This window comes from Streptomyces sp. WAC05374 (genome assembly GCF_004353505.1).
Taxonomy (GTDB): domain Bacteria; phylum Actinomycetota; class Actinomycetes; order Streptomycetales; family Streptomycetaceae; genus Streptomyces.
In genome coordinates this window covers 138039-154009 of record NZ_SMNQ01000004.1, presented here as the reverse complement: position 1 = coordinate 154009, position 15971 = coordinate 138039, and the positions used below count along the sequence as shown (strand labels likewise).

Genomic DNA, 15971 nt, shown 5'->3' with positions numbered 1-15971 from the left:
GGGTGCGGTGCCTCACTGTGCCGCCTCCTTCCTCGCCAGAAAGTCCGCGGCGGGCGTCGGCTCGCCGCCCTTGTAGGTCACGCGCCACAGGGCGGACTGGGCGTCGGAGGTGAAGAAACCGCGCCCGTAGTCCAGGACGTACAGCGAGCCGTCCGGGGCGAACTTCCAGTCCATCAGGTTGCGGATACCGCCCGGCCCGACCGGGATGATCTTCTTCAGGGACTCGGCGTGCACCGGCAGGCCGCCCTTGCCGACCGTTCTCGGATCGGTCAGCACCGCGTGCCGCGGCTGGTCACCGTCGTAGAAGTCCCCGACGAACCACTTGCCGTCCCAGTACGCCGGCCACTTGACGGTGCTGTCCGACGCGGCGTCGTACCGGTACACCGGCCCGTTCATGGTGGCCTGGCCGCCGCCCTTGAGCCACGGCAGCAGCAGCTTCTGCTCCTCGGTCCGGTAGCTGGGCACACCGCTCGCGTCACGTGGGTAGTCCACGCCGCCGCCCTGGGGCGAGTACCAGATGGTGTTCGGGGTGACCGGCGGCAGGTTCACCAGGCCGTCGTTGTTCGGCGACTCGTTCTTCGGCCTGGCGCAGTCGTACCAGCCGAGCGGCTTGCCCGGATCGGGCAGGTTGCGGTCCCGGTAGGGCTGGTTGTTGCCCATGCAGTACGGCCAGCCGTGGTTGCCCGCCCTGGTGATCGCGGCGAACGTGTCGTACTTCGCCGGGCCCCATGTGGTGGACGGCGCACCGGCGTCGGGGCCGACCCACCCCGCGTACAGGATGTCGGTCCGCTTGTCGACGAAGATCCGGGCCGGGTTGCGTACGCCCATCACATAGATCTCGCCCCGTGTCTTGCCGCCGCCCTCGTCCGGCTCCTGCCCGGTGAAGAGATTGCCCTCGGGGAGCGTGTACGTGCCGTCGTCCTCGGGGTGGATGCGGAGGATCTTGCCGTTGAGGTTGTTGGTGTTGCCGGAGGTGCGGCGCGCGTCGGCGAAGGAGACGCCCTTGAAGTCCGGCTCCGGGTTGTTGCCCGCGTACCCCCCGCTGAAGCCGCTGGAGTTGTTGTCACCGGTGGCGATGTACAGGTTCTCCTTGGAGTCCCAGGCCATCCCGCCGCCCGCGTGGCAGCAACTGTGGATCTGCACCGGCCACTTCAGCAGCACCTTCTCGCTCGCGAGGTCCAGCGTGCTGGTGGCCGGATCGAGAGTGAAGCGGGAGACGTACCGCTCCGCCATGTGCGTGTCGCGGTTGATCCTCGCGTGCGGTGTGTAGTGCAGGTACACCCAGCCGTTGGTGAGGAAGTCCGGGTCGAGCTCGATGCCGAGGAGACCCTCCTCGTTCTTCGTCAGCTCGTCGCCGCCGCCCTTGTTGCCGAAGACCGTCAGCTCGCCCGCGAGCCGAACCGTCTTCGTCCTGGGGTCGTAGACGTGGATCTCGCCCTTGCCCTTGCCGATGTCCGGATTGTTCCAGTCGGTCACCACGGGCTTGGAGGAGTCGGCGCCGCCGCGCCCGATGTAGAGGATGCGCCCGTCCGGGGCGGCGACCAGGCCGTGCGGCTCCCCGATCTGGTCGTTGCGGCCCGGCTGGTTGGGCCGTGTGACGCGCTCGGCGGTGTAATTGGCGTCGATGGTGGCCTTGCAGTCGGCACGGGAGAGGCGGGTCGTCCACAGCAGGGCGCCGCGCAGGTGGTCGCGGAAGTCCGTCTCGGCGAACGAGGCGGCCGTACCGCCCATGCCCGTGTAGAAGGACCGGCCGCCGTCGTAGTCACGGCACCAGGAGATGGGGTGGTCCCACCCGTTGGCACCCGGCCCCGGCTGGTAGGTGCTCTCCTTGACCCGCGCCACCGTGTGCACGCTGCCCGACGGGTTCACCGACCAGTTGAGCCACTTGTCCGGGCGCTTCCAGTTCAACGGGAGCTGCCGCGTGGCCGGATGCCGGCGGTCGCCTGCCTCGACGGTCGCCCGCTGGACGGTGGCCGGGCTCTGGGCCGCGGGCCGGGCGCCGACCAGCCCGGTGAACCAGTCCGAGTACGGCTCGGTGCGCGCCGCGTCATGGATGCCGAGGAAGCCGCCGCCGGCCTCCATGTACGTTTCGAGGCCCGCCTCCTGCTCGGGGTCGAGCACATCGCCGCCGCCGGTGAGGAACACCACCGCGTTGTACCGGCCGAGCCTGCGGGCGTCGGTGAACACCGCGGCGTCGTCCGTCGCCTCGGTGCGGAACTGCTGGGCGGCCGGACCGGACCGGCCGATCGACTCGATCGCCGCGATGCCGGCGTCGACGGTCGGGGACTCGGCCGTCGCCGAGGCGTGGAACACCAGCACGCGTACATGCGCCCCGCCGGGCGGTGACGGGATCGACAACGTTGTCCGAATGGGAGCCGGCTCGCCGGGATTCGGCCCGGCGGTGGCTGCCGTCCCGCTGAGCAGTAAGGCCGCCAGGGCGCCGGAGGCGACGGCGACTTCCGCTCGGCGGCGGGTTCTTGACCGGTGATGTGGTGCACGGTGCATGTGTTCACCCACCCCTCTGTGGTCACAGCAAACGACGATGAAGCTAGACCTCTTTCCGTGGCACGCCAATAGCTTGGCATCAATCCCGCGAACTTTGTCCTGGCTGTGGATAAACCCGGGCCCGCCCCGCTACGGTGTGCCCGTTCCGGGGGCGGTCCGCCCCGTCAGCCTCCACACCGCACCGGGGAGTTCGGCATGGACAGACGGAGCTTCAACAGGCGCCTGCTGGCGGGAGGAGCGGTGGCCGCGGCCGGGGTGACATCGTTGTCCCAGGCGTCCGCGCCCGACGCGGTGGCGGCCGAGACGCCGCCGCCCACGGCCCCGGCGGGCGGACAGGTGCGCCATCTCAAGCTGTACGCCGAAAAACTGGCGGACGGTCAGATGGGCTACGGCCTGGAGAGGGGCAGGGCGACCATCCCCGGCCCGCTGATCGAGCTGAACGAAGGGGACACCCTCCACATCGAGTTCGAGAACACCATGGACGTCCCCGTCAGCCTGCATGTGCACGGCGTCGACTACGACGTGGCGAACGACGGCACGAGGATGAACCGCAGCCACGTCGAGCCCGGCGGCACCCGCACCTACACCTGGCGCACTCATGCCCCCGGCCGCCGCAAGGACGGCACGTGGCGCGCCGGCAGCGCGGGGTACTGGCACTACCACGACCACGTCGTGGGTACGGACCACGGTACGGGCGGCATCCGCAAGGGGCTGTACGGGCCGGTCGTGGTGCGGCGCAAGGGCGACATCCTGCCGGACAAGCAGTTCACGATCGTCTTCAACGACATGACGATCAACAACAGGCCCGGGCACCAGAGCCCCGACTTCCGGGCGACGGTGGGTGACCGCGTCGAGATCATCATGATCACCCACGGCGAGTACTACCACACCTTCCACATGCACGGTCACCGCTGGGCCGACAACCGCACCGGCATGCTGACCGGCCCGGACGACCCCAGCCCCGTCATCGACAACAAGATCACCGGCCCCGCCGACTCCTTCGGCTTCCAGATCATCGCGGGCGAGCACGTGGGCGCCGGTGCCTGGATGTACCACTGCCACGTGCAGAGCCACTCGGACATGGGCATGGCCGGGCTCTTCCTGGTGGCCAAGCCGGACGGCACCGTCCCCGGCCACGACCCCCACCACCCGGCGGCGTCCGGGGGCGCCACCCACGCGCACTGAGCCGCGGCGGCCACCGGCCGCCGGTGCGCCATGACATCGGCCCGTCCCGCAGCGCCGGGGCGGGCCTTTCGTCGCACCAGAAAACCAGCGGGCCTTTCGTCGCAAGAAAACTAAACGAACGATCGTGCTAGCATTTTTTCCTCGCCCGGCCGACCGAGGAGAACCGGCATGCATCCCCTGGCTCCACTCCTTCGCACCGTCCTCAACACGACCTCCCGCATCGCGCCCCGCCTGTCCGGCAGGCTCGCCTTCGCCGCTTTCGTCCGGCCCCTCGGGCGCAGCCGCGTCCGCCCGGCCGAGCGCGCGCTGCTGGACCGGGCACGGCTCGGCGCCCTGCCGGTGAGGGGCAGGAACGTCGTCACGTACACCTGGGGCGACGGCGCCCGTCCGGTGCTCCTGGTCCACGGCTGGTCGTCACGGAGCTCCCGGTTCAGCGCGTTCATCACGGCCCTGTGCGACCAGGGCTACAGCCCGGTCACCTTCGACGCGCCCGGGCACGGCGACTCGGAGGGGCGCGCGAGCAACCTCCGCGACTACCGCGAGATCATCGGGCGGCTGCACGCCGAGCACGGTGACTTCGAGGCCGTCGTCGCACACTCCTTCGGGGTGCTGGCCTCCTTCGTGGCGCTGCACGACGGTGTCGTGGCCCACCGGTTCGTCGGCATCGGCGGCGTCGCCGAGTTCGATCACCTCCTGGACGCCTTCCGTACGCGCCTGGGCCTCCACGAGCGGGTGGAGCGCGACATCCGCGGCCATGTGGAACGCGTCCTGTTCCCCGGCGAGCCGGCGATATGGGAGCGCCTGACGGCCACCTACCGGCCCGCCTGCCCGCGCCCGTCCTGCTCCTCCACGACGAGGACGACGACATGACGCCCGTCGCCCAGTCCCGCCTCGCCGCCGCCGCCCTCGGCGACCGTGCTCGTCTGGTCCTCACCAAGGGCCTCGGCCACCGCCGCATCCTCGCCGACCCGGACGTGGTCGCCCGGGCGGTGGACTTCGTCGTCACGGCCGGCGCCCGGCCCTGAGACGCCGGCGCCCCGGGGTACGGCGTGTCCGGCCCCGGCCCCAAGATCTTCTCCGCCGTCGTGCGGCGAGCAGCCCCGGGGCCCGGCGGGCGCCGGTTCCGGCGGCCCGTCTACGGGCGGTGGGGCAGGGACCCGGGGTCGGTCGCCTCGGCGCGCAGCCGGTTCAGGATTCCCTTCGCGGCCATGCCGTACGCCGCGTCGTCGCCGTGCAGCACCGACTGGGCGTTCGCCGCCTCCATCAGCGCGATGATCTCGAAGGCCACCTGGCCCACGTCCAGGCCGGGGACGAAGCCGCCCGCCGCGCGGGCCTTGTCCAGGGTCCGCTCCACATACGTCACCCAGTCGCGGCGGGCCTTGGCGATCGCGTCCCGCACCGGCCCGGTACGGGCGTCGTACTCCGCCGACACGCCGTAGAAGAAGCACCCGCCCGCGAACACCCGCTCCCGGGAGTACCGCAGCCAGTTGTCGCACAGCGCCCACACCCGCCCCGGCCCGGGCGGCAGGTCCCGTACGGGCGTGATCACCTGCTCCACGTACACGGCGACCGCCGCCCGTACCGTCGCCAGTTGCAGCTCCTCCTTGGAGCCGAACAGGGCGAAGACCCCGCTCTTGCTGAGCTTCAGCTCCGTGGCGATACGCCCCAGGGAGAGGCCCTCCAGCCCCTCCACCGAGGCGATGTCCACCGTGCGCCCCAGGATCAGCCGCCGGGTCTGGTTGCCGCGCTCGACCCGTCCGTCACGTCCGTCCGTCATCCGCCCAGCGTACTGAACGCACGGTCGTGCGGTCATCCGGTGATGCCGAACCCGCCGTCGACCAGCGCGACCACGCGCGCGTGGCGGGGCAGCACGGCGCTCGGACGCGTCTGGGGAGGGCCGGCGGCGCGTTCGCCGAGGGGCGGGGACGGCTGCCCCGCGCGCCATGGGCCTTTCCGGCCGTCATGGGGCCGCTCATACGTGCGGGCGCCCTTCTGGTGCGGTGGCCCGGCGACGGTCCCAGACTCGGCACCATGCTGACCACCCGTGGCACCACCGGCTCCCCGGACCGGCTCGACCTGGCGACCCCCGACCTCAAGGGCGCGGAGTCCTTCTATGGCGCCCTGTTCGGCTGGCGCTTCGGGCCGGCCGGTCCCGAGGCCGGTGGACACGGCACCTTCCGGTTGCAGGACGGCAGGACCGTCGCCGGCGCCACGACCGTCCCGCCGGGCCAGGCCCCGCCCGGGTGGACGCTCTCCTTCCGGACGCCCGACGCCGACGTCACGGCCGCCGCCGTGCGCGACGGCGGCGGGACCGTGCTGATCGAACCCACGGACGTCGCCGGCCTCGGCCGCACGGCGGTCTTCGCCGACCCGGCGGGCGTCGGCTTCGCCGTCTGGGAGCCCGGCCCCCACTCGGGCCTGGACGTGGTCAACGAGCCGTACAGCCTCTCCTGGACGGAGCTGTACACCCGCGATCCGGCCGCCGCCATGGCCTTCTACGGAGCGGTGCTCGGCATCGAGTCGTCCTCCGTGCCCTGGCCCGACGGCACCGGCTCGTACCTGCTCCTCACCCCGCCCGGCGGCGACGACGACTCCTCCTTCGGCGGCGTGGTCCCGCTCGGGTCCGACCCGGTCGAGGCCGCGGACGGCCCCTGCTGGGAGCCCTACTTCGAGGTGCCCGACACCGACACGACGGCCGCCCGGGCCCGGGAGTTCGGCGGCACCGTACGGCTGGCCCCGACCGAGACGGGCGGGGTCGGGCGCTTCGCCAAACTGACCGACCCTTACGGCGCCCGGTTCGCGGTGATCACGAGTACCCCCGCGCAGCCCTGAGGCCCGTGTCCGGGGTCCGGCCGCCCCGATGGGCGGTCACAGGGGCCGGACGCGGGAGCGCAGGAGGCAGAATTCGTTGCCCTCCGGGTCGGCCAGGACGTGCCAGCTCTCGGTGCCGCTCTGGCCGACGTCGGCGGGCTCGGCGCCGAGGGCGAGCAGCCGCGCCAACTCGGCCTCCTGGTCGCGGTCGGTGGCGCTGACGTCGATGTGCAGCCGGAGCTTCCCGGCCCGGGGTTCACTGGTGGGGCCGATGACGAGGACGGGCTGCGGTCCGCCGAATCCGGCCCCGGGCGGCCCGATCGCGATGCTTCCGTCGTCCTCCCGCTCGATCTCCACGTAGCCGAGCACCTCGCTCCAGAACGCGGCGAGCCGCTCGGGGTCGGCGGCGTCGATGACCAGTTCGCTGATGCGGCATGCCATGACCGCCAGTGTACGGAGGCGTTCGTGACGGCCCGTCAGGTTCGGTGGGGGCTCGGCGCATGCCTTCCGGGTTCGGTTCCCTCCCCCGCCGACACCCCGGCGCAACCCCTTGCCCGATCACGCGCCGGAGGCCCATGCTTACGGAGCGAACCAGCACGGCCGGTGGCCCTGGTGCCGTTGATCGTTCATTGACGAGCCGTTTATCGCGGCGGGGCAGCGTGTCCGGCATGCCGATCAACCGCACCACGCGCGACGACCACGAACTGTCCTGGCAGGAAACCGCCCTGTGCGCCCAGACGGGACCGGAGTTCTTCTTCCCGGACCCGGGCTCCTCCACCCGCGAGGCCAAGCGCCTCTGCGCCGCCTGCGAAGGCCGCGAAGCGTGCCTCGAGTACGCCCTCACCCACGACGAACGCTTCGGCGTGTGGGGCGGGCTGTCGGAGAAGGAGCGGTACGCGCTCCGGCGGCAGGGGCGTTGACCGCAGAAGGGCCCGGGGGGACAACCGGATGTCCGTCCGGGTCGCCCGGCCTTAAGATCACATGCGCATGGAGCAGCAGCACAGCGCAGTGACGGACGACGAGCTGGCCGCGTTCGGCCGTACGGTGGGGCGGCTACGCGCCCTGCCCCTGGACGACCCGATACGCATGCGGGCCGAGGCGCTCGCCGCCTCCTTCGCCCGCGAGAGCCGCAACAAGCGCCGCAAGGCCGGCCGCCGGACACGGTCCGAGGCCGACGCCCTGCTCACCGCCGCCACCGCCACCGGTGCGCTCGACCGGCGGGAGGACGCCCCGCTGGCGACCCGGCGCGGCACGGTGGGGGAGTTCCTCAAGCCCCGCCACTGCTATGTCTGCAAAGCGCTCTACCGGCAGGCCGACGCGTTCTACCACCGGCTCTGCCCCGCGTGCGCCGCCGACAACACCACCCGCCGCGCCCTGGCCACCGACCTCACCGGGCGCCGCGCGCTGCTCACCGGCGGCCGGGTGAAGATCGGGTTCCAGCTCGCCCTGATGATGCTCCGCGACGGCGCCGAGCTGCTCGTCACCAGCCGCTTCCCGCAGGACACCCTGCGCCGCTTCCGCGCCGCCGAGGGCAGCGAGCGGTGGCTGGAGCGGCTCACGGTCGTCGCCATCGACCTGCGCGACCCGCGCCAGGTCCTCGGCCTGTGCGAGCGGCTCCTGGACGACGGCCGGCCCCTCGACATCCTCGTCAACAACGCCGCCCAGACCATCCGCCGCCCGCCCGAGTCGTACGCCGCGCTGCACGCGGGGGAGCGGGGCGAACTCCCGGGCGGCGTCATCACGGCCCCCGGCTACGCCCCCGCCCTCCCGGCCACCGGCGGCGGCGCCCTCGGCGGCGTACTCGCCGGTCTCCAGGGTCTGGACGTGGCCGGGACGGACGAGGCCGGCCTCCTGCCCGACCCCGCACCGCACAACTCCTGGTCCGTGCGGCTCGGTGAGCTCGACCCCGCGGAGCTGCTGGAGACCCAGCTCGTCAACGCCCTCGCGCCCGTGCTGCTGTGCGACCGTCTGCTGCCGCTGCTGCTGAAGTCCCCGCACCCCCGCCGCTACGTCGTCAACGTCAGCGCGGTGGAGGGGCGGTTCGCCGTACGGAACAAGACGGCCGGGCACCCGCACACCAACATGGCCAAGGCCGCCCTCAACATGCTCACCCGCACCAGCGCCGAGGACCTCGCCGCCCAGGGCGTGCACATGTGCAGCGTCGACACCGGATGGATCACCGACGAGAACCCGGCGCCCCGCAAGGCCCGCATCGCCGCCGCCGGCACCCGTACGCCGCTGGACGTGGTGGACGGCGCGGCCCGGGTCTACGACCCGATCGTGCGGGGGGAGGCGGGCACGCCGGTGAGCGGGGTGTTCCTCAAGGACTACCGGCCGGCTGCGTGGTGATCCGGAACGTCTCCCCGTAGGTCTGCCACGTCAGCGGCACCTTCAGGTCCATGTTGCCCTCCCGGAGGAAGACCCGCTGGGCGGTGTCGATCCGGGAGGTGTCCCGCTCCCGCTCGGTCCTCTGCGTCTTCATCACGGCCCGTCCGGCGTCCAGGAAGGCGTTGAGGTACGCCTTCTCGTCGCCGCCCTCGGCGGCGGTCCTGGCCTTCTTCATCGCCGCCTCGCGGATGCCGTAGAAGGCGTTGGGGCCCACGCCCGGCCCGTGCAGGACCATCGCGTCGTAGTAGATGAACTGGCCGAGCGTGGACAGGCCGTCCATCTTGGCCAGCCGTACGGCCGGGTCGAAGTAGATGCGGTCCCGCATCACGTCCTGCGCCTCGCGGAAGGCCGGGTCCTCGGCCGCCTTCTTCCAGGCGTCGGTGAAGCCCGGGTCCAGGCCCTCGTGCGAGTCCGTGCCGTCGACCTGGCGCAGCGCCGGGAGGTAGGGCGCCAGCGGGTTGCCGGGGTGCTGCTTCGTGTAGTACTCGACGAGCTGGAGCATGTCGTTGGTGCCGGAGCAGAAGCCGATGACACCGGCGGTGTAGCCGTTGCCGTCGCCGATGTCCTCGATGTCGTCGTACGCGCCGCGCCAGTCGAGCGTCGAGTTGTCGGCGCTGGCCACCAACTGCGCGGCGAGCTCCTTCTTGCCGGGGGCGGCCAGGCCGGCAGGCATCTTGGCGATGCGCGCCTCCAGCGCCTTCTGCTCGTCCGCGGTGCCCGCCTTCAGCGGGTTCGGTGCCCCCGTGGTCGTGGGCGCCTGCGGGACGGTGCCGTCGCCGGCGGCGTCGGCGGGCCGTACGGAACCGTCGCCTCCGCCGAAGACGAGGGCAGCGGCGACGGCTATCGGGGCGCCGATCAGGAAAAAGCGGGTCACAGGCTTCACGCGCCACAGCGTACGACGCGGTCCGGCCGACCCTGTGAGGGGCCTGTGCACGGGGCTCATCCGGCGCGAACGGAACCGGTCGCTCCACCCCCGCCCGCCTGGGCCGCGCCCCGCACCCGCACCCACCCGCGCGGCCCGGGAGCGGACGCCCTGGGGGCGCCGCGGGGGCCGTCGCGCGGCCGGGGCGGGGCCGCACCGGCCGTGCCGGCGAGGGCCCCGCCCGGAGGGTCAGCGGCCGCGGGCGGCCATCCGGGCCTTGCGGGCCGCGAGCTTCTCGTCGAACTTGCTGGCCTCCGAGTCGAGGCCGTCCATGTACAGGCCCAGCTCCTCCTGCGCCTTCAGCCCCTCCGGGCCCAGCCCGTCGATCTCCAGCACCTTCAGGAACCGCAGCACGGGCTGGAGGACGTCGTCGTGGTGGATGCGCAGGTTGTAGATCTCGCCGATGGCCATCTGCGCGGCCGCCCGCTCGAAGCCCGGCATGCCGTGCCCGGGCATCCGGAAGTTCACGACCACGTCGCGGACCGCCTGCATGGTCAGGTCCGGGGCGAGCTCGAAGGCCGCGCGCAGCAGGTTCCGGTAGAAGACCATGTGCAGGTTCTCGTCGGTCGCGATGCGCGCCAGCATCCGGTCGCAGACCGGGTCACCCGACTGGTGGCCGGTGTTGCGGTGCGAGATGCGGGTGGCCAGCTCCTGGAAGGCGACGTACGCGACCGAGTGGAGCATCGAGTGGCGGTTGTCCGACTCGAAGCCCTCACTCATGTGGGCCATCCGGAACTGCTCCAGCTTGTCCGGGTCCACGGCCCGCGAGGCGAGCAGGTAGTCGCGCATCACGATGCCGTGACGGCCCTCCTCGGCGGTCCAGCGGTGCACCCAGGTGCCCCACGCGCCGTCGCGCCCGAAGAGGGTGGCGATCTCGTGGTGGTAGCTGGGCAGGTTGTCCTCGGTCAGCAGGTTGACGACGAGCGCGATCCGGCCGATGTCGGTGACCTTGGACTGCTGCGGCTCCCACGCTTCGCCGTCCTCGAAGAAGCCGGGGAAATTCCGGCCGTCCGACCACGGGACGTACTCGTGGGGCATCCAGTCCTTGACGACCTGAAGGTGGCGGTTGAGCTCCTTCTCGACCACCTCCTCCAGGGCGTACAGCAGCCGGGCGTCGGTCCACACGTCCGAACTGCCGAGGTGGGGAGAGGTGAGGGTCATGCGGGTGCTCCTGGGGACGGGAGAATTACCTACGGGCTCGTAGGTTACGAGACCGTAGGTTAAGGGGGCGGTAAGCCTCAGCCAAGCCCGGGTCCGGGGATGGACGCTTACGTTCCGTTATGGGCGGAGGTCACGCAGCCGCACGGAGAGACACGTCACGCACCCTTCGAGCTTTTCGAACTCACCGATGTCGACGACGACGGGCTCATACCCGAGATCCGCGAAGAGATCCGCCGTCTTCGGGGCGCTCGCCGCCATCAGCAGCTTTCCCCCGCCCAGCAGCACCACGTGCGCGCCCGCCTCCTCGGGCACCGGCAGGAAGCGGGGGAACAGCGAGGGAGCCTCCACGAGCGGCTCGTACCCGATGACCGTGCCGTCCGGCAGCGCGGTGACGGCCGACTTCAGGTGCAGCACCCGGCTCACCGGCACCTCGGCCACCCGCGCGCCCAGCGGCTCGAACGCCGCCCGGAGCTGCGCCACGCCCGCCGCGTTCGTCCTGCCGCCCACACCCACGTACACCGTGTCGCCGATCTTGAGCACATCGCCCCCGTCGAGCGTGCCCGGCTCCCGCACCCGCTGCACCGAGCAGCCCAGGCGGGCCACCGCCGCCTCGACCGCCGCGGTCTCCGCGCGCCGCGAGGGGGCACCCGAGCGGGCGACCAGCGCCACCTCGTGGAACACCACCACCGTGTCCTCGACGAACACGCCGTCCGGGCAGCCGTCGGCCGGTTCCACCTCCACGGGCTCCCAGCCGTGCGCGGCCAGGGCGGCGGCGTACCGCTCCCACTGGCCGAGGGCCAGGCCCGGGTCGACGGGACTGCGTTCGGCATGGGTGACCAGCCCCTCGGCGAGGCGCGGGCTCGGGCGGCGGACCAGGGCTTTCCTGCTGGGCATGCGGGCCTCCGGCAGTCGCTGACCGCCCACCCCTACCCCGTACCCGACCGGGCTACCCGAGGCCCAGGTCACGGCGCAGGTGGGTGGCCGTGAACGACTTCGGGTGCTCCAGCAGCTCCGCCGGAGTGCCCTCGAAGACCAGCTCACCCCCGTGCTTGCCGCCGTCCGGGCCCAGGTCGATCACCCAGTCCGCCCGCTTCACGACATCCAGGTTGTGCTCCACGCAGACGACCGTGTTGCCCGCGTCGACCAGTCGGTCCAGCAGCGCCACCAGCGTCCGCACGTCCGCCATGTGCAGTCCGGTCGTCGGCTCGTCCAGCACGTACACGCTGCCCGTGCGGTGCAACTGCGTCGCCAGCTTGATGCGCTGGCGCTCACCGCCCGACAGCGAGCTGAGCGGCTGCCCCAGGGTGAGATACGTCAGGCCCACGTCGTCGAGCGCCCGCAGCCTGCGGACCAGCGCCGGGTCGTCGGCGAAGAACGGCACCGCGTCCGCCGCCGTCATCTCCAGGACGTCCACGATCGACCTTCCCCGCACCCGGTGCTCCAGCACCTCGTCGTGGAACCGGCGCCCCTCGCACGCCCCGCACGTCGTGGTGACCGGGTCCATGAACGCCAGATCCGTGTAGATCACCCCGCGTCCGGAACACGTCCCGCACGCCCCCGCCGAGTTGAAGCTGAACAGCGACGCCGGGACGCCGTTCTCCTTCGCGAACACCTTCCGTACCGAGTCCATGATCCCCAGGTACGACGCCGGGGTCGACCGCACCGACGCCGTGATGGCGCCCTGGTCGATGACGACCGCCTCCGGGTACGCGGCCGTGAACACCTCCGACACGAGCGTGGACTTGCCCGAACCGGCCACGCCCGTCACCACCGTCAGCACCCCCGCCGGGAAACGGACGTCGATGCCCTTGAGGTTGTGCAGCTCCGCCCCCGTCACCGGCAGCGCCCCGGTGGGGGAGCGGAACGTCTCCTTCAGCGGTGTACGCCGGCGAAGGCACCGCCCCGTGAGCGTGTCCGCGTCGCGCAGCCCGGCGAACGGCCCCGCGTACACCACCTCACCGCCGTCCGTGCCGGCGCGCGGCCCCATGTCGACGATGTGGTCGGCGACCGCCATCACGTCCGGGTCGTGCTCCACCACCAGCACCGTGTTGCCCTTGTCGCGCAGGCGCACCAGCAGGTCGTTCAGCCGCCCCACGTCCCGCGGGTGCAGCCCGACGCTGGGCTCGTCGAAGATGAACGTCAGACCCGTCAGCGAACTGCCCAGGTGGCGCACCATCTTCAGCCGCTGCCCCTCGCCGCCGGACAGGGTGGTGGTCTCCCGGTCCAGGCTCAGATAGCCGAGCCCGATGGCCACCAGGCGTTCCAGCCGCTCCCGCGCGGCCGCCGCGATCGGCGTGGCGACCGGGTCGTCGATCCCCGCCAGGACCTCGACCAGGTCGGCGACCTCCATCCGCGCGTAGTCCGCGATGTTCAGCCCGTCGATACGGGTGGCCAGCGCGGCCTCGTTCAGCCGGGCGCCGCCGCACGCCTCGCACAGCCCCTGCGTGGTGACGTTCCGCACCGTGTCCCGGTACGCCTCGGAGAGCCCCGCCGTGTCGCGCTTCAGGTACAGCCGCTCGAACCGGTCCACCAGCCCCTCGAACCGCACGTCCGCCGCGCCGGACTTCATCTCCAGCCGCACCTTCATGTCCGGGCCGTCACCCGTCCCGTGCAGCAGCGCCCGGCGCTCCGGTTCGGTGTAGTCGGCGAGCGGTTTGTCCGGGTCGAAGAGACCCGAGTCGGCGTACAGCTTCCACTGCCAGCTCCCCACGGAGGAGCCCGGCAGCAGCAGCGCGCCGCCGTTCAGCGACCTCGTCCAGTCGACCGCCTTGTCCAGGTCGAGCCGGACCGTGCGCCCCACCCCGTCACAGACCGGGCACATGCCGGACGGGTCGTTGAAGGAGTACGCCGTCGCCGGCCCGGCACTGGGCGTGCCGTACCGGGAGAAGAGCACCCGGATCACCGAGAAGATGTCGGTCATCGTGCCCACGGTCGAGCGGACGTTGCCGCCGACGGGCTTCTGGTCGACGACGATCGCCACCGACAGGTCGTCGATCGCGTCCACGTGCGGCCGCTCGTACTTCGGCAGCCGGTTCCTGATGAACCAGGTGAAGGTCTCGTTGAGCTGCCGCTGCGACTCGACCGCGATGGTGTCGAAGACGACCGACGACTTCCCGGAGCCGGACACCCCGGTGAAGACGGTGATGCGGTTCTTGGGCAGGGAGAGGGAGACGTCCCGGAGGTTGTTCTCACGGGCGCCCGAAATCACGATGTCCGAAGCCATGCCGCCGAAGCTAGGCCGTATACCCGACACCTTCTGTCGGGTATACGGCCCCGTCTTCGCCCGACGGCGCTCAGCGGGCGGACAGCACCTCGTCCGCCGTCGTCGGCCGCAGCGTGCCGTCCTCCAGCAGCAGCCAGCGCGTGATCCCGATCGACTCCAGGAACGGTACGTCGTGGCTCGCCACGATCAGCGCCCCCTCGTACGCGTCGAGCGCCGCCGTCAGTTTGCGGACGCTCGCCATGTCGAGGTTGTTCGTCGGCTCGTCGAGCATCAGCAGTTGGGGCGCCGGTTCCGCCAGCAGCAGCGCGGCCAGCGCCGCCCTGAACCGCTCGCCGCCCGACAGCGTCCCGGCCGGCTGGTCCGCCCGCGCACCCCGGAACAGGAAGCGGGCCAGCCGGGCGCGAATCCGGTTGTTGGTCGCCTCGGGCGCGAACCGCGCCACGTTCTCCACCACGCTCAGCGCGTCGTCGAGCACATCGAGCCGCTGCGGCAGGAACCGCAGCGGGACGTGGGTCACCACCTCGCCCGCCACCGGCCGCAGTTCACCGGCGATCGTGCGCAGCAGCGTCGTCTTCCCGGCGCCGTTGGGCCCCACGAGCGCGATCCGCTCCGGCCCGCGCAGCTCCCACTCGCCGTCGACCCGCGCCCCGTAGCGCAGCTCCAGGTCGCGCATCACGAGCACGCCCCGGCCGGGCGGCACCGTGGTGTACGGCAGCTCGACACGGATCTCGTCGTCGTCCCGTACCGCCTCCACCGCCTCGTCGAGCCGCTCCTTGGCCTCGGCCAGCTTCTGGGTGTGCATGATCCGGTGCTTGCCGGCCGACTCCTGCGCCGCACGCTTGCGCGCGTTCATGACGATCTTCGGCTCGCGCTTGCTGTCGTACATCTTCTGTCCGTACCGCTTGCGCCGCGCCAGCTTCACCTGTGCGTCGGCCAGTTCGCGCTTCTGCCGCTGTACGTCGGCCTCGGCGACGCGCACCATCCGCTCGGCGGCCTCCTGTTCGGCCGCGAGCGCCTCCTCGTACGCCGAGTAGCCGCCGCCGTACCAGGACACCTCCCCGTCGCGGAGGTCGGCGATCTGGTCGACCAGCTCCAGCAGTTCACGGTCGTGGCTCACCACGACCAGCACGCCGGACCACGCCTCGACGGCCCCGTACAGGCGGCGGCGGGCGTGCAGGTCCAGGTTGTTGGTCGGCTCGTCGAGCAGGAGCACGTCCGGCCGGGCGAGCAGCAGGGCGGCCAGCCGCAGCAGGACGCACTCGCCGCCCGACACCTCGCCGATGGTGCGGTCCAGCCCGATGCGGCCCAGACCGAGCTGGTCCAGGGTGGCCAGCGCCCGCTCCTCCACGTCCCAGTCGTCGCCGACCGCGGTGAAGTGCTCCTCGCTCGCGTCACCGCCCTCGATGGCGTGCAGGGCGGCGCGCGTCGCGGCGATCCCCAGGGCCTGGTCGACCCGGAGCGCCGTGTCGAGCGTGGCGTTCTGCGGCAGGTAACCGACCTCCCCGGCGATGCGGACCGTGCCGTCGGCGGGGGTCAGTTCACCCGCGATCAGCTTCAGCAGGGTCGACTTGCCGGAGCCGTTGACGCCGATCAGGCCCGTCCTGCCGGGACCGACGGCGAGCTGGAAGCCGTCCAGGACCTCGGTGCCGTCGGGCCACGAGAAGGACAGGCCGGTGCAGGTGATGGAGGTGGGGAAGGTAGACATACGGGTCTCCCGGTTGCGTGAGGAAAAAGGGGGCAACGGGTGAGACACCGGGACGGCTCGCGGGCCGAGGT

Annotated in this window: 14 protein-coding genes; 6 read left to right on the top strand and 8 right to left on the bottom strand. The window is 71.8% G+C overall.

The window, feature by feature from the left end:
* Window positions 1-12: 12 nt before the first annotated feature.
* Window positions 13-2505 (bottom strand): ThuA domain-containing protein, encoded by a 2493-nt coding sequence (locus E2B92_RS11035; RefSeq protein ID WP_126884602.1) that lies wholly within the window; start codon window positions 2503-2505, stop codon window positions 13-15.
* A gap of 195 nt (window positions 2506-2700) precedes the next feature.
* Between E2B92_RS11035 and E2B92_RS11030 the strand changes: the two genes are divergently transcribed.
* The 3 genes from E2B92_RS11030 (at window position 2701) to E2B92_RS33370 (ending at window position 4715) form a co-directional block, all read left to right on the top strand.
* On the top strand, window positions 2701-3690 hold the full coding sequence (locus tag E2B92_RS11030) for a multicopper oxidase domain-containing protein (RefSeq protein WP_126884601.1): 990 nt from the start codon (window positions 2701-2703) through the stop codon (window positions 3688-3690).
* Window positions 3691-3858: 168 nt separating this feature from the next.
* A complete protein-coding gene (locus E2B92_RS11025; protein WP_235023782.1) occupies window positions 3859-4560 on the top strand; it encodes an alpha/beta fold hydrolase in 702 nt (233 codons plus the stop codon).
* Window positions 4482-4715 (top strand): alpha/beta hydrolase family protein, encoded by a 234-nt coding sequence (locus tag E2B92_RS33370; RefSeq protein ID WP_235023781.1) that lies wholly within the window; start codon window positions 4482-4484, stop codon window positions 4713-4715. The genes E2B92_RS11025 and E2B92_RS33370 overlap by 79 nt, the downstream gene beginning before the upstream one ends.
* 110 nt (window positions 4716-4825) lie before the next feature.
* Here the strand turns inward: E2B92_RS33370 and E2B92_RS11020 are convergent, their stop codons facing one another.
* Entirely contained in the window at window positions 4826-5467 is a 642-nt protein-coding gene (locus tag E2B92_RS11020; RefSeq protein WP_126884600.1) for a TetR/AcrR family transcriptional regulator, read from the bottom strand.
* Between the two features lie 254 nt (window positions 5468-5721).
* Here E2B92_RS11020 and E2B92_RS11015 point away from each other — a divergent pair, with 254 nt between their 5' ends.
* Window positions 5722-6522 carry a VOC family protein gene (locus E2B92_RS11015; protein ID WP_126884599.1) on the top strand — a complete coding sequence of 267 codons (801 nt, stop codon included), beginning with the start codon at window positions 5722-5724 and terminating at the stop codon, window positions 6520-6522.
* A gap of 36 nt (window positions 6523-6558) precedes the next feature.
* Here the strand turns inward: E2B92_RS11015 and E2B92_RS11010 are convergent, their stop codons facing one another.
* A complete protein-coding gene (locus E2B92_RS11010) occupies window positions 6559-6942 on the bottom strand; it encodes a VOC family protein (RefSeq protein WP_126884598.1) in 384 nt (127 codons plus the stop codon).
* Window positions 6943-7169: 227 nt separating this feature from the next.
* Between E2B92_RS11010 and E2B92_RS11005 the strand changes: the two genes are divergently transcribed.
* Both E2B92_RS11005 and E2B92_RS11000 read left to right on the top strand, forming a co-directional pair.
* Window positions 7170-7421: a WhiB family transcriptional regulator gene (locus tag E2B92_RS11005; protein WP_126884597.1), complete on the top strand. Its 252-nt coding sequence runs from the start codon at window positions 7170-7172 to the stop codon at window positions 7419-7421.
* Window positions 7422-7488: 67 nt separating this feature from the next.
* Complete coding sequence (locus E2B92_RS11000; RefSeq protein WP_126884596.1) at window positions 7489-8850, top strand: SDR family NAD(P)-dependent oxidoreductase; 1362 nt, start codon at window positions 7489-7491, stop codon at window positions 8848-8850.
* Here E2B92_RS11000 and E2B92_RS10995 read toward each other — a convergent pair.
* The 5 genes from E2B92_RS10995 to E2B92_RS10975 all read right to left on the bottom strand — a co-directional run bounded on the left by E2B92_RS10995 (window position 8822) and on the right by E2B92_RS10975 (window position 15900).
* Window positions 8822-9763: a chitosanase gene (locus tag E2B92_RS10995; protein WP_126884607.1), complete on the bottom strand. Its 942-nt coding sequence runs from the start codon at window positions 9761-9763 to the stop codon at window positions 8822-8824. The genes E2B92_RS11000 and E2B92_RS10995 overlap by 29 nt on opposite strands.
* 237 nt (window positions 9764-10000) lie before the next feature.
* Entirely contained in the window at window positions 10001-10972 is a 972-nt protein-coding gene (locus E2B92_RS10990; protein WP_126884595.1) for an acyl-ACP desaturase, read from the bottom strand.
* Window positions 10973-11089: 117 nt separating this feature from the next.
* On the bottom strand, window positions 11090-11866 hold the full coding sequence (gene ddaH, locus E2B92_RS10985) for a dimethylargininase (RefSeq protein WP_126884594.1): 777 nt from the start codon (window positions 11864-11866) through the stop codon (window positions 11090-11092).
* Window positions 11867-11918: 52 nt separating this feature from the next.
* Complete coding sequence (locus E2B92_RS10980; protein WP_126884593.1) at window positions 11919-14195, bottom strand: ATP-binding cassette domain-containing protein; 2277 nt, start codon at window positions 14193-14195, stop codon at window positions 11919-11921.
* Window positions 14196-14265: 70 nt separating this feature from the next.
* Window positions 14266-15900, bottom strand: a complete 1635-nt coding sequence (locus tag E2B92_RS10975) for an ABC-F family ATP-binding cassette domain-containing protein (RefSeq protein ID WP_126884592.1) — start codon at window positions 15898-15900, stop codon at window positions 14266-14268.
* Window positions 15901-15971 lie beyond the last annotated feature (71 nt).

What these genes read in the sequence shown, in the direction of transcription:
- E2B92_RS11035 (WP_126884602.1), bottom strand. Translation starts at nt 2,505, where the DNA reads ATGCACCGTGCACCACATCACCGGTCAAGAACCCGCCGCCGAGCGGAA.
- E2B92_RS11030 (WP_126884601.1), top strand. Translation starts at nt 2,701, where the DNA reads ATGGACAGACGGAGCTTCAACAGGCGCCTGCTGGCGGGAGGAGCGGTG.
- E2B92_RS11025 (WP_235023782.1), top strand. Translation starts at nt 3,859, where the DNA reads ATGCATCCCCTGGCTCCACTCCTTCGCACCGTCCTCAACACGACCTCC.
- E2B92_RS33370 (WP_235023781.1), top strand. Translation starts at nt 4,482, where the DNA reads ATGGGAGCGCCTGACGGCCACCTACCGGCCCGCCTGCCCGCGCCCGTC.
- E2B92_RS11020 (WP_126884600.1), bottom strand. Translation starts at nt 5,467, where the DNA reads ATGACGGACGGACGTGACGGACGGGTCGAGCGCGGCAACCAGACCCGG.
- E2B92_RS11015 (WP_126884599.1), top strand. Translation starts at nt 5,722, where the DNA reads ATGCTGACCACCCGTGGCACCACCGGCTCCCCGGACCGGCTCGACCTG.
- E2B92_RS11010 (WP_126884598.1), bottom strand. Translation starts at nt 6,942, where the DNA reads ATGGCATGCCGCATCAGCGAACTGGTCATCGACGCCGCCGACCCCGAG.
- E2B92_RS11005 (WP_126884597.1), top strand. Translation starts at nt 7,170, where the DNA reads ATGCCGATCAACCGCACCACGCGCGACGACCACGAACTGTCCTGGCAG.
- E2B92_RS11000 (WP_126884596.1), top strand. Translation starts at nt 7,489, where the DNA reads ATGGAGCAGCAGCACAGCGCAGTGACGGACGACGAGCTGGCCGCGTTC.
- E2B92_RS10990 (WP_126884595.1), bottom strand. Translation starts at nt 10,972, where the DNA reads ATGACCCTCACCTCTCCCCACCTCGGCAGTTCGGACGTGTGGACCGAC.
- ddaH (WP_126884594.1), bottom strand. Translation starts at nt 11,866, where the DNA reads ATGCCCAGCAGGAAAGCCCTGGTCCGCCGCCCGAGCCCGCGCCTCGCC.
- E2B92_RS10980 (WP_126884593.1), bottom strand. Translation starts at nt 14,195, where the DNA reads ATGGCTTCGGACATCGTGATTTCGGGCGCCCGTGAGAACAACCTCCGG.
- E2B92_RS10975 (WP_126884592.1), bottom strand. Translation starts at nt 15,900, where the DNA reads ATGTCTACCTTCCCCACCTCCATCACCTGCACCGGCCTGTCCTTCTCG.